This window comes from Nostoc sp., from assembly GCF_036917195.1.
Taxonomy (GTDB): domain Bacteria; phylum Cyanobacteriota; class Cyanobacteriia; order Cyanobacteriales; family Nostocaceae; genus Nostoc.
Genome location: NZ_JBALDG010000066.1, coordinates 293,905 through 316,937, shown reverse-complemented (window position 1 = coordinate 316,937; position 23,033 = coordinate 293,905). Strand labels below are relative to the sequence as shown.

The window sequence follows — 23,033 nt, the reverse complement described above, 5'->3', positions numbered from 1 at the left end:
TGCAATTGAGAAATTGTCTATTTTTCCCCAAAAAAGCCTAGTATTTTAGTAACTAATTTTTCCCAATGATATTCAGCTTTGCTTTTTAAGAATGTATTTAAATTTGTCTCTTTTTCCAGTTCTCGCTGAAATATCAAACATACATTATCGACAAATGTTTCTCTCCTCTTCCTCTCCTTACCTTTTTCATCAAATAGAGCCTTCCAAAAAGCCGAATCTTCGTTTCGAGGTAATAGTTTTCTCGTGATTTCTTCTTCAACTTCTTTACCTACTTCGTATATAAAATCGTCATATAATACGTAAAACTTTTTAACTAATTCAGGGAACAATATCTTTAAAGATTCATTCACAGATATAAGCTCATTGAGGATATTTTCTAATTCCTGTTTTACTTCTTTAGTAAATTTTTTCAGCATTTTATCTTCATCTATTCCCCCAGCAACAACCCTCGCATCGTAATATATATCTATATCTCTTGGCTGATAGTAACCGAAATTTCTATGGATAGCGTGTTTCGTGTTCCATGCTGGATAAACCGTGCGATAGTATTTATTAACATATTCATCAATAAAATCTTCATAAACAAAACCAGGAACTCTTTTACTTAAATCCCGTAAACTCTTTATTTTCTGAATGGCATTTTGAATTGCCTTGATTTCTGATTCCTTTAAAGCATCACTATTTTTGATTTTCGCCGAGCTTTCTTTGATAGCCTTGATTTCATCTAATAAAATATTTCGCCTACGTTCTACTACACCCGCTATAGCTTCGATAAATTCATTTTTATCTTTTTGTACATCTTCTTCATCGTAGTTTTCATTTAGTTTAACTATATCATCACGATAGTATCTCAAAGAATCATAGAACAAGATGTTTTTTTGGAAAAAATCTAAATTTAACTTTTTGAATGTAGCTTGAACTTCGTCTTGTCTGATTCTAATTCCTAAATCTCTATCTTCATCAGAGCCATGAACTTTTTCAGGCTCATTTTTGCGAGGTAATACCAAAGTTACAAATCTATGATGAAAGTCTTTGGATTTAGATGTAAGATGATAGATGATTAATTTACTAATATTAGCTTCAGGAGCATCATTAAAGGGAGTTACGAAAATACAGATGGTATCCTGACTGTCAACATATTTCTGCAAGTCTTTACGAATTGAGTTTTCATCAAGTCCTTTGGTATCAACAACTGAATCGAACTGAGACAAGTTGGAACCAGATAATATATCATCGCTCAGATAAAGATATATTTTCCTTGGAATAGCAAATTCCTTTAACTGGACATTATTGATGGCAGCAAAGGTATTTTTTATCCATTCTTGCTCATTATTCTGGTTGTCAAACTCAATTTTAGTAGTAGTTCTAGCTTCAATATTTGCATTATTCAATGCAGTTTTTTTAAGAAAATCTACTCCTGATTCATTAAGTAACTCCTTCGCTTTATCGTTTCTTAAAATATTCTTTTTATCACCATCATCGATTGTTTTAGAAGTTATTTTAAGTTCTGTAATATTCCTAATAACTCTCTCAATTTCTTGAGAAATGATTATTTTATCCTCTGACTGCGTATTATCTCTATTAACAAGAGAATCGCAGAAATCAAAAATAAGATTTTCCATCTCATCAACTGTATAAGGCTCTATCTCTATGTAAGTTTTTTCAGATGCCTTAATAATTATTTCACATATAGTAGTTCTGCCCGCTCCGGTTGATAGTAACTCTTTCGTTTCGGTTACATTTTTAGTTTTGCCATTAATTGTCTTGGAAACCTTGAAGTCGCTAATTAGGTTAAAAAGATGACAGATGGCTGTAGTTTTTCCTTTACCAATAGTACCTATAAAAACAATTTTATATTTATCTATACTAAGAATTTTCTCGATTTCTTCTAATCTTTCTAGCTTTGATTTCAGGTTGTTGATGCCTGAAGCACCTGATAGTTTGCTGATTTCATGTCTTAATTTTTGCTTCAATGATGTAATTTCTTCTTGTGGCTGCGTCGTCAACATACTATTTTCCCTGTTCTAATGCTACTTACTTGATACTTGCAGTATGCCCACTATGGTATGAAATCTAACAAAATTCTTACAACACCATTTAACCTGACTTCGGGAACTCTTTAATCACTTGCTAATGAGTAAAACGATATCTAAGACGGGCTGTGACACTCGTGACGCTCGTTGCGCTAAAGCGTCTCCCTTTGGGAGATGACTCGCTCTAAGCGTTGGTGCAGCCTCTCGTAAAGAAGCCATGCCGCAGGCTTTACGCTGCGCTATCGCCTTTGGCGTCTCCCCTTCTCCCTGAGAGGCTAGCGCCTGCCGTAGGATGCCCAAAGGGCTGTAAGGAGAAGACTCGCTAACACTTTGCTATCTAACGTCGTCCTCCAGTTTTGATTCCAAGATAATGACGTATATCAGCGAACGGATAGATGTAAGAAATTCTCAATTGGTTTGGCGTCAAAGTATTCCATATAAATTGAGCCTAATTTACGTAAATTTACTTGTTGTTTCTTTGCGGTCTTTGTGAAACTCTTCTTCACATAACAATTAAATTTATTAAATCGATAGAGTTGCCGTAGTTTAATAAGAGCCAAAAAAATGAAAATCTCTATGAGGCTGACATTGTATTTGCCGCTCATAAAGCTAAATCTGGCTATGTTTGGGCAAAGATTGTTTCAAAGTCCCATTAGCCTTTATAGATTTCGTAGATTAAGAATAAATATTATTAATACTTTTACACGTTTAAGATAGTTTTCAATTAACTTAAACAAAAATGTAGCTGAAATCACAGCACTACCCTCGAAAACCTATTATCTGTCAACTCCCCTTGTAAATAAATTCTGATAACTATTTGCAATTGCTTAGTCATATCCTGTAATCTGTATTCTCAAGTAGCTGATTACATATCTCAGTAGCTAGCAGCTATTTGCTAATTTATTGAGAGTTAATCACAGCCGAAGAGTAAGTGTAGGGGTGGAAAATGGTGTTAAGGCAAATATTGAAAGTTCTGTTGGTTACAAGCTCTATTTTGTTCTCCGTTCCAATAAGTGCAATTGCTCAAGAAGTCAACAAACAAGCACAAGGCAAATATGTTACATCGGTACTACGCGATTCTAGGTCGATTGGAAAGATTCTAAGACTCAATGAAGTAGAACTTCCCAATACCAGCGCTCAAATGCTAGTACAGTCACCAACAACACCGAATATCCCAACTACTGAAGTTACGCAAGTGACAGGAGTTAAGGCAAATCCCACCAACAAAGGTGTGGAGGTGATTTTACAGACATCAAGAGGGCAACAGTTGCAACTAGTCAATCGCAGTGCTGGTAGCAATTTTATTACTGACATACCCAATGCTCAACTGCGCCTACCATCAGGCGAAGCATTCACATTCCGCTCAGAAAAGCCAATAGCGGGTGTTACACAGATAACGGTAACAAATCTTGATGCCAATACTATCCGGGTGACAGTGACAGGTGAGATAGGTGTACCAACTGTGGAGTTATTTGATAGTCCAGACGAGGGTGTGATCTTCTCTGTTGCGAGTACCGCACCTTCTACGCCGTCACAGCAGCAACCCCAAACACCACAACAGCCAACGAACCAGACACAACCAAGTCAGCCATCAGCTTCGGGTGATCAGCCAATTGAATTAGTGGTTACAGGTGAGCAAGATGGGTATCGCGTACCAGATGCGTCAACCGCGACTAAGACTGATACACCTCTGCGCGATATTCCCCAATCGATTCAGGTGATTCCTCAACAAGTCATCAAAGATCAGCAAATTACACGGATTAGCGATGCAGCACGCAATGTCAGTGGTGTGACTCTGCAAGGCGGCTATGCCGGAGCTACGGATAATTACAACATTCGGGGATTTACAACCTATGACAACTTGAGAAACGGTTTTTCCGTTCAAGACAACTTTGTGAATCCGACTAACATTGAGCGGATCGAAGTTCTCAAGGGTCCGGCTTCAGTGCTATATGGACAGTTTGAGCCGGGTGGTGTAGTCAATTACATTACTAAACAACCACTCAGTGAGCCTTATTACTCTGCTGAATTTACAGCCGGAAGTTTTAGCACTTATCGTCCCTCCATTGATATTTCTGGGCCCCTGAACTCAGACAAAACGTTGCTGTACCGTTTGAATGCGGCATACGAGAACTTTGGTAGTTTTATCGATTTTAATCATCAGGAAACATTCGCGATCGCACCAGCCTTCACCTACAGAATTGGTGATGCCACAACATTGACACTAGAGTATGAATACCTCAAAGTCGATCGCACCTTTTATGATGGTTTTGTGCCCGATCCAATCGTTTTTAAAGCTCCTATCAGTCGTTTTTTGGGGGAGCCAGGCGATCGTTTTTCCCAAGAAACAAACTCTGTATTTCTTAACGTCAATCATCGCTTCAGTAAAAACATCCAGTTCCGTAGTGGCTTTTCCGTTACGCTTAATGATTCTGAGGAATCAGAGTTTCGACCGGATAGCATTGTAGATGGTCGTACTGTGTTGCGAAGATTTGGTGCTGGTCCTAGTTATTACCAAAACTATTCTCTGCAAAACGATTTAATCAGTAATTTCAAAACTGGTTCTATCCAACATCAAGTTCTTCTAGGGTTGGAGTGGATTAAAAATATCCGTGGCTACGATTATCTCCGAAGTACTTCTTCACTGACTCCCAGTATTGATTTATTCAATCCTGTGTATGGCGCTTCCCCGCCACCAGAGTTTGATGAGGCAGCAGAAGGGGATCGTTTTGATCGCAATACCATCGCCGTTTATCTGCAAGATCAAGTGACATTGCTGCCAAATTTGAAGCTATTAGTAGGCGGCAGGTATGACTTTATTCACCGCAAAAATCGCGCGCAACTGCTGGATTCTTTGGGTAGAGATCCAATTGATGATGCCACTGTTGATCGGTTGTATAATGATGCCTTTTCACCTCGCGTTGGCATTGTTTATCAGCCGATTGAACCGATTTCAATTTACGCCAGCTACACCCGCTCGTTTAATCCCAGTGACTCGCGGACAGTAGATGGAACTCAACTACCACCAGAGCGCGGTACTCAGTATGAAGTCGGAGTCAAAGCCGAGCTGATTAAAGACAGGCTATCTGCCACCTTTGCTGCCTATGATATCACCAAAGAAAATGTCGCTACAACCGATCTAAACAATCTTGACTATTCCATTGCGGCTGGAGAAGTGAAAAGTCGCGGTTTGGAATTTGATGTTTCTGGGCAGATTCTACCAGGCTGGAATGTGATTGCGTCATTATTCCACAACGATGCTTTTGTGAGTAAAGATAATACTTTACCAGTGGGCGACTCCTTGGTAAATGCTCCTGGTGTTGGGGGGAGTCTGTGGACAACTTATGAAATTCAAGACGGGAATTGGAAAGGATTAGGTTTTGGTGGAGGAATATTTTATACTGGCGATCGCGAAGCCACACTTCCCAACACATTTAAAATCCCCTCCTATGTGCGTGCTGATGCCACAATTTTCTACAAACGCGATAACTGGAGGGTTGGGCTGAACTTTAAGAATCTTTTTGATACTACATATTACGATTCTCAAGGCTACATTCTGCGTCCTGGTGCGCCTTTAACAGTGTTGGGAACATTTTCTGTGCAGTTTTGATTCCTGTAATTTCTGAACTGATTAAGTACTGTTTGAACACATGTATAGTTGGTGTTTTTGTCATCTGAAATAATAAGGTGTATGGAGACAAAATGAGTAAGCAAGTAAATAAAATCAGGTATAAGCCAGAGTATTTTTTGATACTTCCTGCGGTTTTCCTGGTTCAGCCTGCAAAAGCGCAAGATATTTCCAAATCTAATAATCGGTTGAGCGATCGCCTCGCGAAAACACTACCACAAGCCAAGCCACCTGAAGCAACTAAAAAGATTAGGCAATTAAGTGAGCTAGAACCCGTTGTTACCACCGCTAAAATGTTGGTGCAGTCGCGAACACCAGCAAACACACCACAAACAGAAGTTGTGCAAGTTACCTCAGTAAAGGCAAGTCCCACTGCTAAAAGTGTGGAGGTGATTTTACAGACATCGAAAGGACAACGATTGCAAATCACGAATCGTAGTGCTGGCAATAATTTTATCGCTGATATTCCCAATGCACAATTGCGTTTACCCAGTGGTGAGGCATTTACATTCCGCTCAGATAAACCAATAGCAGGTGTTAGTGAGATCACAGTTACTAACTTTGATGCCAATACTATCCGGATGAGTGTAACAGGAGAAACAGGTGTTCCAACTGTCGAGTTATTTGACAGTGCAGATGAGGGTTTAATTTTTAGTGTGGCAACTACTGCATCTACAGCGCAACAAACTCAAACCCAACCAACTCCTGAACAGCAGCCAGAAAGTCAAACACAGCCTAGTCAACCATCAACACAAGGTGATGAACCGATTGAGTTGGTAGTCACGGGTGAACAAGACGGATATAGTGTACCAGATAGCACAACTGCAACTAAAACTGATACTCCTCAACGTGACATTCCCCAGTCAATTCAAGTAGTTCCCCAACAAGTCATCAAAGACCAGCAAATCACAAGGATTAGTGATGCTGTACGAAATGTCAGTGGCGTGGCGGTGCAAGGATCGTTTTCTAACCTTACTGATAACTACATCATCCGAGGACTTATTACATACAACAACCTGAGAAATGGTTTTGCAGTTCAAGATAACTATATCAATCCGATCGCTGTTGACCGAATCGAAGTCCTTAAAGGTCCTGCTTCGGTGCTATATGGTCAGTTTGAACCGGGTGGTGTCGTTAATTATATCACCAAACAACCACTCTCCACTCCCTATTATGCAGGTGAATTGACAGTCGCAAATTATGATTTTTATCGTCCCTCAATTGACATTTCCGGGCCACTTACTCCTGACAAAAATGCGTTGTATCGTTTAAATACCGCTTATGAAAATTCCGGTAGCTTTATTGATTTTGTGAATAGTGAAGGTTTCTCAATAGCACCTGTATTATCTTTAAAACTTAGCGATGCTACAACTTTGACTTTGGAATACGAGCATAGTACAATTAACCGGACTTTATATGATGGTTTGCTACCTATTCGTGAATCTTTTCAACTTCCCATCAGTCGTTTTTTAGGAGAACCAAATACCAGCAACTATAACTATAATTCTGATGCAGCTAGCTTTACTTTAGAGCATCGCTTTAGTGATAATCTCCGGTTGCGTAGTGCCTTTTTAACTAACCTATACCATGCTGATTATACAGCCATTCGACCAGATTCATTAGAAGACGATGGTCGGACAATATCGCGAACATTTGCAGGGGGTCTTGATTACTATAAATCATTTACTCTGCAAAATGAGCTAGTCGGGAAGTTCAAAACTGGTTTTATCAATCATCAATTACTGCTAGGTTTAGAGTTGAATTTGAACCTATATGGTAATGATTACATTCGGACTCCTGCTCCCGGCATTGATATTTTCAATCCAGTTTATGGTGCAATATTGCCAACTAGTTACAATCCGAATCGAAACGATGAAGCAAAACAAAATACCGTTGGTATTTACTTACAAGACCAAGTAGCATTACTTCCTAATTTAAAACTGCTATTCGGTGGGAGGTTGGATTTTATCAACTATAAATTTAGAGAATTAGACTATAACAACAATCGGGAATTAACTTCTCAAAGTGAGTTTTATAATGATGCTTTTTCACCCCGTGTGGGACTGGTTTACCAACCTATAGAGCCAATTTCTCTTTACGCTAGTTATAGCCAATCTTTTGTACCCAACAATAGCAGAACAGTTAGCAAAGAGTCGTTAGAACCAAGTCGTGGAACCCAGTATGAAGCAGGGATTAAAAGCGAGTGGTTGGATAATAAGCTTTCAGCAACACTTGCAATGTATGAGATTACAAAAACTAACGTCGCTACAACCGATTTAACTAATACTGATTACTCAATTGCAGCTGGAGAAGTTAAAAGTCGGGGTATTGAATTCGATATCGCTGGGCAAATTTTACCTGGATGGAATGTGATTGCATCTTTTGCCCATAATGATGCCTTTGTTAGCAAAGATAACAGCATACCTGTAGGTGACAGATTAGTTGGTGCGCCACGAAATAGCGCTAGCTTGTGGACAAGCTATGAATTTCAAAGTGGTTCCCTGAAGGGATTTGGATTTTGTGGAGGACTCTTTTTTGTGGGCGATCGCCAAGCTTTACTACCAAATAATGGAGTTGTCCTAGCCTCATACGTGAGAACTGATGCTTCTATTTTCTATAGAAAAGAAAATTGGCGAGTCGGTCTTAACTTTAAAAATCTTTTTGATACCAATTATTACGATTCTCATGGCTACTATCTACTTCCTGGAGCACCACTAACTGTTCTAGGAACGATTTCCGTGCAGTTTTGACCCCATCTCACCTCGATGCAAAGGTGAAGGAACAAGAGAGTTTCTAACCTTGCTTTGGGAGACAAATCAATTCTTCCTCCTTGCATCAGGGAATGAGTGGGTAAAAATCCAACTAGCTTTGTGGCAATTATGAACCGAAAAAAACTACGCTCTATCGTTTTTTACCTGCACCAATATATCGGTCTTTTTGTTGGACTGGTGCTGGTTATCGTTGGCTTGACAGGTAGCTTGTTGGTGTTCGAGCAAGATTTTGACCACTTTATGATTACTCAACAGTATGGACAGATTATTCCCCAACAGGTGCAGTTATCCCCAGAGTCAGTGCTGAATACAATTGAGGCGAAGTATGCCGCGCGAAGCGATCTCCATCTTTTTCGTATTTATTTGCCAGATACTCCTTCTTCTCCCTACGTGGGGCAGTTGTCATCAGCTGATGAGCAAAGGACAGAAGTTTTTGTCAACCCTTATACAGGCAAAATTCTCGGTGAGCGGATATCGAATAAAACTCTAATTGGTGTCATCCTTAGTCTGCACTACAGCCTAATGGCAGGGGAAACCGGAATTATGTTTGTTGGCATTGCTGCCTTTCTAATGTGTATCCTCATCATCACAGGTTTAGTTCTCTGGCCCGGTTGGCGTAAGCTAATTGCAGGCTTCAAAATCAAACTTGATGCTCATCCCAAGCGGGTGAACTTTGACATTCACAAAGTTGCTGGCATTATCACTGTGGTTTTTTTATTCTTTACTGGCTTTACTGGCTTTTGCTGGAGCTTCAGCTTTCCTGAGCCGATTATTTACGCTGTTACATTCACCCCAAAACCATCTGAGCCAGTATCCAAGCCAATTCCTAGTAAATCAACTTTAGGGCTGACAGAACAACTCAAAATTGCCAATGCTGCCTTACCTGGTGCTGTTACCAAAAGCATTTATTTTCCCAGCAAACCAGAAGATGCTCTCCAAATTCGCATGAAGCTGCCGCAGGAAAATGTAGAGTATGGGAATAGTAATGTTTATCTCGATCAGTACACGGGTGAGGTTTTAAGAGTTGATAATGCTTTAAAGATGCGGTTGGGCGATCGCGTCCTCAACTCTTTTATACCCCTGCACTACGGCACATTTGGTGGCTTACCCACCCGTATTCTCTATGTATTTGTTGGACTTGCACCATTGGTTCTTTTTGTTACTAGTTTGATGATGTGGTGGTATCGCTATCGGGCAAAAGCTGTAGTTAGCGATGTCTGACAACAAGCCAAGGCAGCGTCTACGCTTAATAGAAATGTTACAGTCAGGTCGAAAACTGACAACTCTTATTACGATGGGCAAAGCCTCACCGGAGGCGATCGCTCTTTGCATCTGTCTTTTAGGCGATGCCTTTGGTGTACGTACTCCTGATTTATTAGTATTAAAATACACTAAAAACTATTGACTATCACCATTTTTCAGACACTGGCAATACTCAGGAGGTTTTAGTTATTTTCAACTAGCTGGGATGCCTAAGCCAGGAAGTCACCCTTGTGCTCGACGTTGACAAACCGTTCTACATTATTGATGTCAGCAAAGCTATTTTTGATCCATGCTTGCTCATTATCACGATATCAGCTGTAAAAGATTCTTAATGGGTTTGGCCTCAAAGTACTCCACATAAATTGAGCCTAATTTACGTGAATTTACCTATTGTTTCTTTGCGGTCTTTGTGAAAGTATCCTTTACATCACAACTAAATGTATTAAATCGATAGAGTTACCGTAGTTTAATAAAAGCCAGAAATATGAAAATCCCTATGAGGCTGACATTCAACCAGGCACAGTTGAGTTGTAGAGACACGGTATTAGCAAGATTCTCTACCGAAACCAAAAATTGCGTAGGCGCAGCCCGCCTTCTCTACGAGACGCTCCGCCAACAGCATCGCTATTGGAAATTAATCTGATGTCTCTCACAAAATCTGTAGAACCCGCTTCAGTCCACAGCCGAATTCTCGTGCCTCAGCGGTATCACAGGCAACCTGTAATTTCTCGACTGGTGTCTCGTTATGGTTTAACCGTCAATATCAAAGCTGCATCTTTGACATCAGACAGTGACAGCGATGGCTGGTTTGATTTAGAACTTTCAGGAAATCCCCAAAAACTGACAAACAGCCTATCTTACTTGCAAGGATTGGGAGTGAATTTGCTGCAACTAGCGATCGCTAACAACATTCAACCCAACCAGCACTCTCTACCTTTCCCAAATCCACCTAGCAAACTGAGTCCCAAAGACTCTGCATGGCTGACAAATCAATGGCAAGAACAATTCCAGCAATGGATTTCTACAGGTCAAACCAATCGATTGCGCCTGCAACTGTGCGTCTTAAAATCTTACTATGAGGAACCAGTGATTTCCGAGTTAGTTTCTCGTTATGGACTAACAGTCAACATCACCAGTGCTAGACTTCAACCCGATACGCAAGATGACGGCTGGTTTGACTTGGATTTGTGGGGAAGAACAAAGCAACTCTACTCTAGCCTAAGTTATTTGGAAAAACTGGGGCTACCAATTTGGCTGGATTTGTCTAGCGTTTATAGCGATCGCTAACTGAATAATTAAAATTATCGCAATCCTCAGATCGATAACTTGTTAGATAAGTTGAGGATCTCGTTGTTTAGAAACCATTTATAAAGTAAATCAAAAGTTAGGGTGTGTTACAGCTTTAGGGACTGACAAAAAATAAATTGTCCAAAATTATTTGTACATTTGTAGGGGATCTTGGCCTTGCGCCCCTACGTTCGCGGAGCGTCCCGCAGGGATGGGATGTTTTTTTAACTTTGAGATGCTCCCCTGGCTCCCCTACAGTAATTTTATTTTTACTTTATAAATGACCTCTGACGAATGATTCCTGAATTAATTCATGGAAAACAAAAAACTTAGTATCAATATTTTTTGTAACCATCAAATTTATTAGTAAAGTAATTATGAATTATGCTGACGGCGATGGCTGGTTTTGCTGAAATAATCTAAATTTCGTAGTACCAAATTTCTTCTTCTCGCAGCACAATTCGATGTAGGGAAAGACGATCAATCAAGCCTTCTTGCTCAAACTGCCCAAGAACACGAGTGATGGTCACACGAGTTGAACCAAGCATTTCCGCCAGGTCTTCATGAGTCAGACGCATATCTATTAAACGTCCCTTCTCAACTTCCGAACCAAACTTTTTGGATAACCATGCCAACAGCTTGATAAGCATATTATCTACTTTTTTATGGCTACGAATAACCATCAATTCTTGAGCTTGTTGGATATGAGCAAGTAGAGTTTCTGTTAGTTGAGTCCATTCCTCTAAATGTAAGACCGTCGCTTCCACTTTAGTTAAGCATTCCATCTGATAAGGTTCTAATTTTGACAAAGCCTTACCAACGATATCTCCAGGCCCCCACAATCCCAAAGCGACAGTTGTACCATCTTCCAGATAAGTAAAAGTCCTGACAAAACCCGTTTCAATCTTCCAAAGTCCGTTTTGATGCTCTGGCAGGAATGACCGACGGGCAAAAAATTGCTTAGTATTATTACTGTTTAAGCTAGAAAAGCTTGTGTACAAAAACACCATATATAACACTATTTTCCGATAAATTAACCGTAGTATTATATATTTATATCAGGTTCTAAGAGCTTATGAGTATTTTAAAGAGGGGAGTGGGGAAATGAGTGGCAGAGGGGCAAGGGGAGCAGGGAGAGAAAGAATAACTAAATAATGCCCCATGCCCAATGCTTTAAATTAAATTCCCGCACCATCAAGAAAATCTTCAATTATCCCATCAGAATTTTTGCTCTTAGGATTGTCAATTTGTTGGTCGCCAAGCTCAGTTGGGGAGAAACTTGATTGATCTTCTAGCTGCTCGAACTCTTTCTCTAAAGCCTTGACGCGTTCAAATAGAGCGCGGATTACTTCAGCTTCTACGTCACGGACTTTATCATGATCCAGAACATTGGTAGGTAAGTTGTTCTGACGAGTCACACGCCCTGGAATCCCAACTACAGTAGTGTTACTGGGCACATCTCTCAGTACCACAGAACCGGCTCCAATCCGGACGTGATCGCCAATTTGAATATTTCCTAAAACCTTCGCACCCGTTCCCACAACTACATGAGAGCCTAAAGTTGGATGGCGTTTGCCACTTTCTTTCCCCGTCCCGCCAAGGGTGACGCCTTGATAAATTAGGGCATAGTCGCCCACGATCGCTGTCTCACCAATCACTACTCCCATTCCGTGGTCAATAAACACTCCCTGACCAATTAATGCGCCAGGATGGATTTCAATTCCAGTTAAAAACCGACTAATATGAGAGATAAACCGAGGGATGAAGGGAATTCCAAGTTTATGCAGCCAGTGTGCCAATCGATGAAACACTAGGGCATGAAGTCCAGGGTAACAGAACAATACTTCTAGCCAGTTACGGGCTGCTGGATCACGCTCAAAAATGGTTCGCAAATCAGTTAGTAGCATACTCAATTGAGATTTTCGTTAGTAAGTGAGGCTCTGAAAACAGAAACTCAGGATAATTCCCACAAAAAGATCAAGTCATTCATGGGAATTGTGTAAGATAATAATCTACGGTAAGTCGATAGAGTAAAGTGTTTTGTGGGGAGATAAGTGGGATGCTATCACATTCCACACTTTCAGAAAAATTAATTTCGCATAAACTGCGATAAGTCCCTCAATTCACCGTAGTATATTGAGTACAGTCTTGAATAGCCAAAACTACGCTCTCTTGGATCTGTCTTCCAAAGTGGAATACGCGCTGCTGGCACTCTTAGAACTGGCAAGCCACCACGGAAAAAAACTTCCTCTAACCATGAGCGAGATTACTGCCAAGCAACCCATACCTGAACGCTATCTGGAACAAATTTTGACCAACCTCCGGCGTGCTGGTGTGGTGCAAAGTCAACGCGGCTCTAAAGGAGGTTTCGTTTTAGTTCGTGAACCCTGGCAGATTACAATACTTGAAATTGTCACTTTGGTAGAAGGTGAGCGGAAAGAGAAAGATACCTCTGACTCTTCCACTCTGGAAAAGACTCTGGTATATGAAGTTTGGGAGCAAGCTAACGCTGCCTCTATTGAAGTTTTGGGTCGCTATACACTCCAAGACTTATGCGAGCAAAGAGAAACTCGCGCCCAGCAGAGTCCGATGTATTATATTTAGACACGACGGAGTACTCACATGCAGATAGCGAAAGATATCACAGAGTTAATCGGACGAACTCCTTTAGTTCAATTAAACAAGATTCCCCAAGCTTCAGGAGCGGTTGCTCAGATTGTGGTGAAGCTAGAAAGCATGAATCCAGCATCTTCTGTGAAAGACCGGATTGGCGCGAGTATGGTGGAAGCGGCAGAGGAAGCAGGCTTAATTCACCCCGGAAAAACCATTTTAGTAGAGCCGACTTCTGGGAATACAGGAATTGCGCTGGCAATGGTAGCGGCCGCCAAGGGTTACCATCTCATTCTAACGATGCCTGACACAATGAGCCAGGAAAGACGATCCATGCTCAAAGCTTATGGCGCTCAACTAGAGTTAACGTCAGGGGTAGAAGGGATGCGAGGGGCGATTGGTCGTGCAGAGCAGATTTTAGCTCAAACGCCCAATGCTTATATGTTGCAGCAGTTTCGCAACCCCGCTAACACGAAAGTTCACGTCCAAACCACAGCAGAAGAAATTTGGGATGATACCGATGGACAGGTAGATATTCTTGTAGCAGGAGTGGGTACTGGTGGAACGATTACGGGAGTTGCAGAAGTTATTAAAAAACGGAAGCCGAGTTTCCAAGCGATCGCAGTTGAGCCAAGCAACAGCCCAGTATTAGCAGGTGGAAAATCGGGACCTCACAAAATTCAGGGGATCGGCGCGGGATTTGTCCCAGCAATTTACCGTTCAGAACTGGTAGATGAAGTGATTCAGGTCGCGGATGAGGAGGCGATCGCTTACAGCCGTCGTCTAGCAAAAGAAGAAGGATTGCTATCTGGCATTTCTACTGGCGCTGCTTTATACGCGGCTATTCAAGTGGCACAACGACCAGAAAATGTCGGTCGCCTAATCGTCATGATCCAGCCTAGCTTCGGCGAACGCTACCTTAGTACCTCACTGTTCAAAGACCCAGAAGAGAATGAGTGGTTGAGTAAAGTTTGATTCCACATACCAATTTTAGATTTTAGGGACTGACAAAAAATAAATTAACCGATTTCTTAGATTTTGATTTAGATGAAAAATCTAAAATTGGCTTGCTTATCTACTAGAATTTTCGCCAATTTCATCTGCACTTTCATTATTTTTCACCAAAATTATCAAACATAAACAACTAGCAGCTAGCTTGATTAAGCTCAAAGCTTCACTTTTTAATACAATAAAAGCGCCTAATCCTATAAGAACAAAAGGCACAAGATTATTAACGTAGCGAGTCAATACATCAGCTATGACTCTGTTGTTAGTCAATTTGTATGCAGCGTAGCACCAAACTCCTAACAATATAAAAAATAATCCGATAATTATCACAAAACTCTTTAAGTTGCTGCTCGCAAATAAAGGCACGTAAACACTAATATTATCGCTGCCATTGGCAATTGTAACGGCTGCCACACTATAAGCTTGGGGAGAAAAAAAACTAGTAATTGTTGATGCTTCAGTTTCTTCTGTTGCAGCTACAACTTCTTTTGAATCTTCTTCCCGATTCACTAAGCTACTGATACCTATGGACATTGGTAATAAACCAAGTAATCCAATCCAACTTTTTGATAAAACTAATCCACCAAATAAACCAGGAAGACTAAGGATTAACAGAAGCGTAAAACCTAGAAACTGACCAGCAACTATATGCCGGGGGCGAAAGTTAGCATTTATTTGAGAAAAAAACAATAATAGAATGACAATATCATCAATGTTAGTGGCAATGAATGCAATTGCCCCTGTAGTAATAGCAGTAAGTAACTCGTTCATATTTTAAGAGAAATATAGACATGCTTTTACATCTTGGGGAGCATTCTACCCTACGGTCAGCTACTTTCTCTGACGCGATTCGTTCAAAAACTAATTTTCACTAATCATTAAGCAAGGCATCAAAAGCCGAAATTACATTACTTTACTCACAATCGAATTGTGGTAATTCTCATTTCAGTTCAAATTGCTATAAGATAAAGAGCTATCCGCAAAGATAAAATTCTCAAAGCCTGTTGTCGAAAGGGTAATCAGGTTTCCATTGTTGTTGAAGATAATGTTGGCAGGGTTTAGACTATTGCCAGAAATAATACCAGATACACTAACTTCAGAACGTTTGAAAGCGCTCACATCAAGGGTGTCAAAACCATTCCCGCCATCAACAATTGCAGACCCGAATCCTTTGAAGTAGTCATCCCCAGTCCCTAGTTCAAAGCGGATACCGCCACCAATAGTGACTTTCTGTTGAACTTTATCGATATTACTGGTAGCGGTAACTTTGTCATTCCCATCGCCAGTCCTGATGATTCCTTGCCCATAAATACCATAGGCAGTACCACCAATTGTGGTTGTTGCTTGTCCGGTGAGGATGTCATGGCCATTACCAGTATCAATGATGCCATCATTGAAGATGCCATAGGCTAGGGTGTTTGCTTCCAAGCTGTTTGCAGAACCCTTAATCGTGTCGTTGTTCTCACCAGTAGTGATAATAGCTTTTTTAATGTTCTGGATGCCGATGCTGCTTTTGCTCGGTTTTGTAATGATGGTGGCGTCTTCGATGTTCTTGTTGTGGCTATCAATGCTAGTAGTGCTGATGCTCTGTGCGGTGGGGATAGTGTTATCTTGAATGACCTGGATAGATCCAAAATCAATAGGTTTAGGTATAGGGGAAATTATGTTTTTGCCGCTGCTGCCGGCAGTACCAGTGCCGATGAGCGTATCTTCTCCTTTGCCAGTATTTAGTTTCTCACTGTTACTAATGCCGATTCCAGCACCGCCGTTGCCGCTTTCCTTTGTGATCCTGTAATTACTAGTAGTGCCCTCGGCGAAACCTTCGCCACCAGTACCACCAGTACCAGTGCCAGTGATAGTGTCATTTCCGTCCCCTACATCAAAACTGCCACTGTTGCTGATGCCGATTCCAGTACCGCCGTCGCCGCTTTCGCCTCTAGCTATGCCGGGGGGGATGGAATTAGTGTAGGCAAAGATGGTACCTTCACGACCAGTACCACCAGTACCAGTGCCAGTGATACTGTCATTTCCATACCCTGCATCAAAACTGCTACTGTTGCTGATGCCGATTCCAGTACCGCCCTCACCACCTTTAGAATCATCGCCTCCCTCAAAGCCGCCCTGAATGCCAATACCGCCAGTACCAATGCCAGTGATAGTGTCATTTCCATACCCTGCATCAAAACTGCCACTGTTGCTGATGCCGGTTCCAGTATCGCCTTTACGGTCTTTAAGAGCATTGGGTGTACCAAAGACACGGAAGCCAGTACCACCAGTACCAGTGCCAGTAATAGTGTCATTTCCGTTCCCTGCATCAAAACTACCCTGTTGCTGATGCCGATCGGAGTAACGCCAGTACTAGTGCCAGTGATAGTGTCATTTCCGTTTCCAGCTTTTAAACTGCCACTGTTGCTAATGCCAATTCCATTCCCTGTATTGAGACTACTACTGTTGTTGATGCCAGTGCGTATAAATTTCAAACCAGTACCGATGCCAGTGATAATGTCACTTCCATCCCCTGCATTGAGAGTGCCACTGTTATTAATGCCGATGCCAGTAACAGGTTTGTTAGGCTTAGTACCACCTGTGCTAGGCTTACCAGTACCAGTAATACTGTCATTTCCTGAAAACGTATTAATCACACCTCCATTTAAAATATCAATATCAATTGCCACAGATGCATTTGACTCTTCTGCGGCTAAAGTATCGATACCGGAAGTACCGATGAAATTAGGTGGAACCGTAAGTCTAGGCATTGACAAAATCTTCCCTATGAGAATAATTACTTTGTCATTTTAAAGCTTAGTTGTGCCAGAAGGTTAAAATAATTCGTAATTAAATTAGTTGGAAATTTAGATCCCAACTTTCTTATAAACCACCAAAAAATATAATTTAGTGAGGAATTTAAACTCAATAATTACGAATTACGAATTAGTGAATTTGATATGGTGATAAATTGTAGATTCTAAATAATCCAGCATGAGTCAGCTAGGGACAACCTTCAGTGAAGGGATAATTGCTTTCATAGCCACTAACATAGATGACATTATTATCTTGTTAATATTTTTTTCACAGGTAGATGTTAATTTTCGACGACGGCATATCTTTCTCGGTCAATATCTGGGTTTTACAGCCATTATCATCGCTAGCTTACCAGGATTTTTTGGTGGATTGGTTATACAGCGAGAATGGATAGGATTGCTAGGATTGTTACCAATAGCAATTGGGATTCAACAATTAATATATAAAAAAGAAGAAACTGCAACAGTTCAGACAGTCAATAGTGATTTTAGTCAGTCTACACTTACTAACCCTATATTGGCTTTTATTTTGAGTGTTTTGCATCCCCAAACCTATAAAGTGGCAGCAGTAACTATTGCTAATGGTGGTGACAATATTAGTATATATATCCCTTTATTCGCTGGTCATGATCTTGCCAGCTTGGGAGTAATTCTAAGTATATTTTTTGTCATGGTAGGGGTTTGGTGTGCGATCGCCTATTTTTTAAGCCGTCAACCTACTATTGCTTATATTTTAAGTCGCTACGGTAAAGCTGTTGTACCTTTTATATTAATTGGCTTGGGTCTGTTCATTCTCTATGAACGAGGTACATTCACTCTACTACCTTGGTTAAGAAGTTAATCAATGTTGGATGTTGAATGCTGGATTTAGAACCCCAATCTAAAATTTGTCACACCTGATGAACTAATTTCCAACTCACCATCATCAAGATGGTATAAATGATAAACCGTAGTGGGCCTTGTGGAGCTACCTGGCAAATTTTAGCACCTAGTAACACTCCTGGAACAGAGCCTAGCCATATAGGCACTACCAAACTCCAATCAACTGTTCCCAGACTGAGGTGACCGAGGGCTGTAAACAGCAGTAAAATTGCTGCGTGTGAAATATCTGTACCCACTAACTTCCGTGCATCAAGGCGGAAAAACGCAATCAGGACTAGGGCAAACATTGAACCTGAGGAGACACTAGTTAGACCAACCAGACAGCCTAAAATTGCTCCTAAACTGATTGTCAGGATACGACCCAAATTAGTTTCTAAGTCTAACTTTGGCAGTTCGGGTAAATTAAATTTCGGGAAAAAAGTCAATAACAACAATTGTACTAGTGCTAATACTGTGACTAGCAAAATCATCCCGCCAAGCAAACGGAACAAGATGTTATCTAGGTTATACTCACCTGTACGTTTAATGAAGTGCAAAATCCCCACCCCGAACAGTGAGCCTGGAACACTCCCAAATGCGAGCCATTTGACAACTTCTATGTCAAGGGTTTTCTGTTCCCAATGTTTGACGCTACCAACAATCTTCATCAATGTGGCAGCCACAACATCAGAACTCACAGCGATGGAAGGCGGAACCTGAAAAACAAAAATCAACATTGGGGTGATGAGAGAGGCTCCGCCAATTCCCGTCAAACCAACGATGATGCCAACAAAAAAGCTTAAGAACGGTAGTAATAAATAGTGCATATTCTTCTGAGGTTTCAACAATCAGTTATCAGTTATCAGAGTCCTGTTGAGTCTCCCACTTCTATAAAGTGAGCAGCGTAGGTTAGGGTTTAAATCTCCAAACGAAGCCTTGATAAGTGTTCACTGACTTAATTACAATAGCTAGAACTGAAAGTCAGCTAAAGCTTCACTGCTAGAGAGCAGCAACTGTGCCAAACTATAGCCCAGTGGTAGATAGAGCTAGTGATGGCAAGCTATTGTGTTTTTCAAAGGATGAGTGACACAAAGGTTATCCAGCTAAAAGTTAGGGGAGAGAGAGGATTCCTGGACAACTTAAAACCTGTCTGAAAGTTTTTGTCAGCATGACAACTGGCATTTAGCCGAAACAGACTTTGATAACTGCTTAGAGGTCAGTTGCTCTGCTAAACTCAACTTCTAACTGGTTTTTCTGTGGTTTTACATGTAAAACCCCGTAAGGCGATGCACTTACCGTATTTTACTTGTAATCATGATAAAACGTCTAGCGTATTCGCGTTGTATATCGCTAGATTCTCTGGATAATACACAGCAGCCGATTAAACTTCTGAGAACTGGTTGTTAAAAAAAATACTTAAAAGTTAATAACGATAAGGATAACAGGACTTAGGCTTTCAGGAACTAAACCCAACTTAGGGACTGACAAAAAATAAATTATCCAAAATTATTTGTACATTTGTAGAGAATTTTGGTCTTGCGTCCCTACGTTCGCGGAGCGTCCCGCAGGGATGGGATGTTTTTTTAACTGGAAGTCCCTTGGATGGACATTTGTTGGGTTTCACTACCTTGCCTTAAGCCGCCTCCTTTGTCTATGTTCAACCCAACCGACAATTATCTTTAGCTGAACTGTATTGTGTCATAGATAACTTTTTCTAACTACCAGTTATCTGACTGACCTGGGTTTCTTCGCCGCTACTATGCCAAAAGCCCTTTGGCAACTAAATTTAGCGATTTGGAGGGGATAAAAGCGATAATGCGATCGTTTTTTATTAACAGGACTTACGCACGGTTCATGAAAGAACGAACCACAGAGACACAGAGGACACGGAGGAATGAGAGTTTGAGAGGTTTTTTGCGTAAGTCCTAATTAATTTTGGGTAAGTCCTATCCTTAACTGAACTGTATTGTGTTCTGAATCCCTGGTTTATACTCTAAATATTTATTTTGTAATTCCTCTGGAATAGGAATAAGACGATTATTTTGCAAACTGACAAAAGCGCCCTTTTGGGTAGCTACTGCTGCTAACTCATTGTTAGATAAAATTTCAGCTTGCACAGTCCACTTTAACCGTCCTAAATTACTCAGCCATAAACGTCCAATTACTTTATCAATAATCTTTATCGGACGTTTATATTCAATTTCAGTTGCAGCTAGAATAGGTGCATATCCTTTATCAATTTGTTGATTTAGTCGCCAATGTTCATCTAAAAACTTTAAACGTAAATCCTCTAACCATCTAATATACACAATATTACTTACAATTCCCATAAAGTCAATGTCGTATGTTCTTACAGGAATTGCTAATACTACTTCTAATGGTCTATGCAAATTGTTATTCACTAGCATTATTTATCTCAATAAATTATTTTTTAAGATTGCTCGACCTATAAAATAGTAAAAACTTTTCCATCTTCTAAGCATGGGTAATTATTAATTGCCGTTATCCCGGACTGCTAATAATATCAAGTTCGGGTGATTACTTGTAATAAAATCTATCAATGTAGGTTGGGTTTCACTGGCGTACCCCTACGGGGAAGCAAGCTACAACCTAACCTACAGATATTATAAATGTTTAACCGAACCTGATATAAAGAGTCAATGGTTTGGTTTACCTCCTCCTCACTCAAATCTTGCCACGCTTAAGCAGGACAATTCCCCAAAGATAAATTTTTGGGGACTGTCCTTAATCTTTTGAGCATCCATCTCAGGATATATTTACCTAAGACGATCGCTTATTTCCGACCACCAAACCATTTAGCTGCGATCGCTCCTAAAGCTGCTCCTACAACTGGATTACTGAGAAACTTAATCAGCGCTGGTTGTTCAGCCATCACTTCTTGGAAGATATCAGGATGATTGTGATAAGTGAAAGATGCCAGTTTGCTCAGGTCATCTGCATTCATGTGCTTAGGATTATGGGTAGAAAGTCCCAAGTCTTTCTCTAGATGGCGCTCGTCCAAACCTCTTTGCTTTAAGTGCTTGAAAAATGACCGTGCGACATCATCCCGCTCGTTAGGTTTAATCTGAGCGATCGCCTTCTGCAATTCTGGCTCCATTTGAGTAGGAGGAATGCTGTCATGGTTGAAAGACCGACCAAATAATTGACGACGTTCTTCGTGGGATGAGCGTTGAGCAAAATCATCAAAATTTTGGTATTCCTTGGTTGGATCAGATGAAACATCATCCAAAGATTCTGTATTACCATGCGCCAACTCGTTCATGATTTCGCGTTTATATTTGTCACTGCTGCTCATTTTAATTTTCTCCTTTTTTAGTTCAAATCAACGTAAATCAGCTTTTTGACTTCGGAAAATTGAGTTAATTATTTATACTCAATTTGAGATGATTGCACATCATACTGACCTGTCAAAATCAGTTTTTTGTCTGGTGCATACATCAAAACTGTTAAGTCTTGATTAGGGAAGTTTTTGTGGAAACCTTGGAGTAAGGATTTTGCTAATGGTCGCACTTCCGTCGGACGAACTTGAGGCGTAATCACGACACCTAACTTGTTGTTATCACGGACATAAGCATCTTGGACAATTCCCTTTGCTGTACTGATAACCCAGTTACCAAAATCCTGACCTTGTACGCTGTTACCACGCTCTAACAAGGCATAGTCACCACTACGACTGATTCCGGGTGGTAATTGAGTTGGTTGTTTAGCTTGAACCGTACCACTACAAGCGGCAGTTGTTGTTAGTACTAAAGCCAAGACTAAAGCCATTAAAATTTGGCGAAACTGTTGAATCATATTCACACTTGTCTCCTAAAAAAATAAGTTGGAAGTTCCACAATCCCAGGCTATAGCAATCCTATTTGAGTTATGAAAATTATCGTAGACGTGCAGCGGTGAAGCAGCGCGGTCTTCTGCCAAAGGGAGAGGCTAGCGCCTGCCGTAGGATGCCCAAAGGGCTGTAGGGGGTTTCCCCCATGAGCGACTGCTGTTAGCGCAGCGGTAGCGACGTAGGAGCGTCACCCGGAGGGCTTGCCGCAGGCTACCGCCTTCTCTAGATGTAGCTTGCTTCCCCGTAGGGGTACGCAGAGCGTCTTGTAGAGAAGAGAACAGGAGAAACAGAAAAGTTCATAAATCATTTAGAACTGCTATAGAGGTTTAAGTAATTGCTTGAATAAGCTCTAGCCTAAGATGCAACATACATGGCATGAATTTTAAGTAGATGTTCAAGCACTTTTGTAATTTGTATCTATCCAACATTGTGGCAAGCTCTCACCAGAAGGAAAATTTAATTTGCCTTTCTCAAAAAATTCTGGGTCTTGTTCTTCTTCTCCCACCTGATATTGGCCTTTAACTGTAGTTTCTTTCGGGCTAAACAGTGCCTCAATGTCGAGGATTTCTACTAAATTGCCGCTCTCTTTTTCTTGTAGTAACATAGCAAAACTTAAGTTTGAGGTTTGAGGTTTAACTTACTCATGCATTCTTTTTAATAGTGTCAGCCCAACAGCATAAGGTGTACCACCCAAGAGTGCAGCAAGCGTCAGAAAGAACGTGCCGACAAATTCAGCCAACGCAGACTTGACGCTTTCTGGTTTGCAGAAGTCTCTCCTGTGGCTAAATCGGTAGATTAAATCTAATTGGGGATCTCTACAACTTTTGCGAACGCATACAGAAAGCAAATACATTTGCTCGATCGCAAAAATGCCGAAAACCTTTGAAGAGATTCCAGACTCAGCCTGGAATCTTTGTGCTG

The 23,033-nt window shown here is 40.8% G+C and carries 20 protein-coding genes; 8 read left to right on the top strand and 12 right to left on the bottom strand.

Annotated features, from left to right (window positions below; translation table 11 throughout):
- Positions 1-17: 17 nt before the first annotated feature.
- Positions 18-2,009, bottom strand: a complete 1,992-nt coding sequence (locus tag V7K40_RS21785; RefSeq protein ID WP_334963320.1) for a hypothetical protein — start codon at positions 2,007-2,009, stop codon at positions 18-20.
- Positions 2,010-2,979: 970 nt separating this feature from the next.
- Between V7K40_RS21785 and V7K40_RS21780 the strand changes: the two genes are divergently transcribed.
- The 5 genes from V7K40_RS21780 to V7K40_RS21760 all read left to right on the top strand — a co-directional run bounded on the left by V7K40_RS21780 (position 2,980) and on the right by V7K40_RS21760 (position 10,982).
- Entirely contained in the window at positions 2,980-5,643 is a 2,664-nt protein-coding gene (locus V7K40_RS21780; protein ID WP_334963318.1) for a TonB-dependent siderophore receptor, read from the top strand.
- A 92-nt stretch (positions 5,644-5,735) separates the two neighbouring features.
- Complete coding sequence (locus tag V7K40_RS21775) at positions 5,736-8,411, top strand: TonB-dependent siderophore receptor (RefSeq protein WP_334963316.1); 2,676 nt, start codon at positions 5,736-5,738, stop codon at positions 8,409-8,411.
- A gap of 96 nt (positions 8,412-8,507) precedes the next feature.
- The gene (locus V7K40_RS21770; RefSeq protein WP_334963314.1) at positions 8,508-9,653 is read left to right on the top strand and encodes a PepSY-associated TM helix domain-containing protein; all 1,146 of its coding nucleotides are present in this window, start codon (positions 8,508-8,510) and stop codon (positions 9,651-9,653) included.
- The gene (locus tag V7K40_RS21765) at positions 9,646-9,837 is read left to right on the top strand and encodes a hypothetical protein (protein ID WP_334963313.1); all 192 of its coding nucleotides are present in this window, start codon (positions 9,646-9,648) and stop codon (positions 9,835-9,837) included. The genes V7K40_RS21770 and V7K40_RS21765 overlap by 8 nt, the downstream gene beginning before the upstream one ends.
- A gap of 500 nt (positions 9,838-10,337) precedes the next feature.
- The gene (locus V7K40_RS21760; protein ID WP_334963311.1) at positions 10,338-10,982 is read left to right on the top strand and encodes an NIL domain-containing protein; all 645 of its coding nucleotides are present in this window, start codon (positions 10,338-10,340) and stop codon (positions 10,980-10,982) included.
- Between the two features lie 419 nt (positions 10,983-11,401).
- On the opposite strand, the gene V7K40_RS21755 is transcribed toward V7K40_RS21760, so the two are convergent.
- On the bottom strand, positions 11,402-11,992 hold the full coding sequence (locus tag V7K40_RS21755; RefSeq protein ID WP_334963309.1) for a Crp/Fnr family transcriptional regulator: 591 nt from the start codon (positions 11,990-11,992) through the stop codon (positions 11,402-11,404).
- 168 nt (positions 11,993-12,160) lie between these two features.
- The gene (gene cysE / locus V7K40_RS21750; protein WP_334963307.1) at positions 12,161-12,889 is read right to left on the bottom strand and encodes a serine O-acetyltransferase; all 729 of its coding nucleotides are present in this window, start codon (positions 12,887-12,889) and stop codon (positions 12,161-12,163) included.
- A gap of 214 nt (positions 12,890-13,103) precedes the next feature.
- Here cysE and V7K40_RS21745 point away from each other — a divergent pair, with 214 nt between their 5' ends.
- On the top strand, positions 13,104-13,586 hold the full coding sequence (locus V7K40_RS21745) for an Rrf2 family transcriptional regulator (RefSeq protein WP_334963495.1): 483 nt from the start codon (positions 13,104-13,106) through the stop codon (positions 13,584-13,586).
- Between the two features lie 18 nt (positions 13,587-13,604).
- Positions 13,605-14,567 carry a cysteine synthase A gene (cysK, locus tag V7K40_RS21740; protein ID WP_334963305.1) on the top strand — a complete coding sequence of 321 codons (963 nt, stop codon included), beginning with the start codon at positions 13,605-13,607 and terminating at the stop codon, positions 14,565-14,567.
- Between the two features lie 96 nt (positions 14,568-14,663).
- Here cysK and V7K40_RS21735 read toward each other — a convergent pair whose 3' ends face one another.
- From V7K40_RS21735 to V7K40_RS21720, 4 genes are all read right to left on the bottom strand, one after another.
- Positions 14,664-15,371 carry a cadmium resistance transporter gene (locus tag V7K40_RS21735; protein WP_334963303.1) on the bottom strand — a complete coding sequence of 236 codons (708 nt, stop codon included), beginning with the start codon at positions 15,369-15,371 and terminating at the stop codon, positions 14,664-14,666.
- Between the two features lie 174 nt (positions 15,372-15,545).
- The gene (locus V7K40_RS21730) at positions 15,546-16,028 is read right to left on the bottom strand and encodes a hypothetical protein (protein ID WP_334963301.1); all 483 of its coding nucleotides are present in this window, start codon (positions 16,026-16,028) and stop codon (positions 15,546-15,548) included.
- Between the two features lie 299 nt (positions 16,029-16,327).
- On the bottom strand, positions 16,328-16,465 hold the full coding sequence (locus V7K40_RS21725; protein ID WP_334963299.1) for a hypothetical protein: 138 nt from the start codon (positions 16,463-16,465) through the stop codon (positions 16,328-16,330).
- A 75-nt stretch (positions 16,466-16,540) separates the two neighbouring features.
- Entirely contained in the window at positions 16,541-17,356 is an 816-nt protein-coding gene (locus V7K40_RS21720; RefSeq protein ID WP_334963297.1) for a hypothetical protein, read from the bottom strand.
- Between the two features lie 223 nt (positions 17,357-17,579).
- On the opposite strand from V7K40_RS21720, the gene V7K40_RS21715 reads away from it, so the two are divergent.
- Entirely contained in the window at positions 17,580-18,242 is a 663-nt protein-coding gene (locus V7K40_RS21715) for a cadmium resistance transporter (RefSeq protein WP_334963295.1), read from the top strand.
- Between the two features lie 49 nt (positions 18,243-18,291).
- Here the strand turns inward: V7K40_RS21715 and V7K40_RS21710 are convergent, their stop codons facing one another.
- The 5 genes from V7K40_RS21710 to V7K40_RS21690 all read right to left on the bottom strand — a co-directional run bounded on the left by V7K40_RS21710 (position 18,292) and on the right by V7K40_RS21690 (position 22,716).
- The gene (locus tag V7K40_RS21710) at positions 18,292-19,089 is read right to left on the bottom strand and encodes a sulfite exporter TauE/SafE family protein (RefSeq protein ID WP_334963293.1); all 798 of its coding nucleotides are present in this window, start codon (positions 19,087-19,089) and stop codon (positions 18,292-18,294) included.
- Positions 19,090-20,214: 1,125 nt separating this feature from the next.
- Entirely contained in the window at positions 20,215-20,670 is a 456-nt protein-coding gene (locus V7K40_RS21705; RefSeq protein WP_334963291.1) for a thioesterase family protein, read from the bottom strand.
- A 386-nt stretch (positions 20,671-21,056) separates the two neighbouring features.
- Complete coding sequence (locus V7K40_RS21700; protein ID WP_334963289.1) at positions 21,057-21,578, bottom strand: hypothetical protein; 522 nt, start codon at positions 21,576-21,578, stop codon at positions 21,057-21,059.
- Positions 21,579-21,646: 68 nt separating this feature from the next.
- Complete coding sequence (locus V7K40_RS21695; protein ID WP_334963287.1) at positions 21,647-22,084, bottom strand: hypothetical protein; 438 nt, start codon at positions 22,082-22,084, stop codon at positions 21,647-21,649.
- Between the two features lie 422 nt (positions 22,085-22,506).
- Positions 22,507-22,716, bottom strand: a complete 210-nt coding sequence (locus V7K40_RS21690; protein WP_334963284.1) for an acetyltransferase — start codon at positions 22,714-22,716, stop codon at positions 22,507-22,509.
- Between the last annotated feature and the right edge of the window lie 317 nt (positions 22,717-23,033).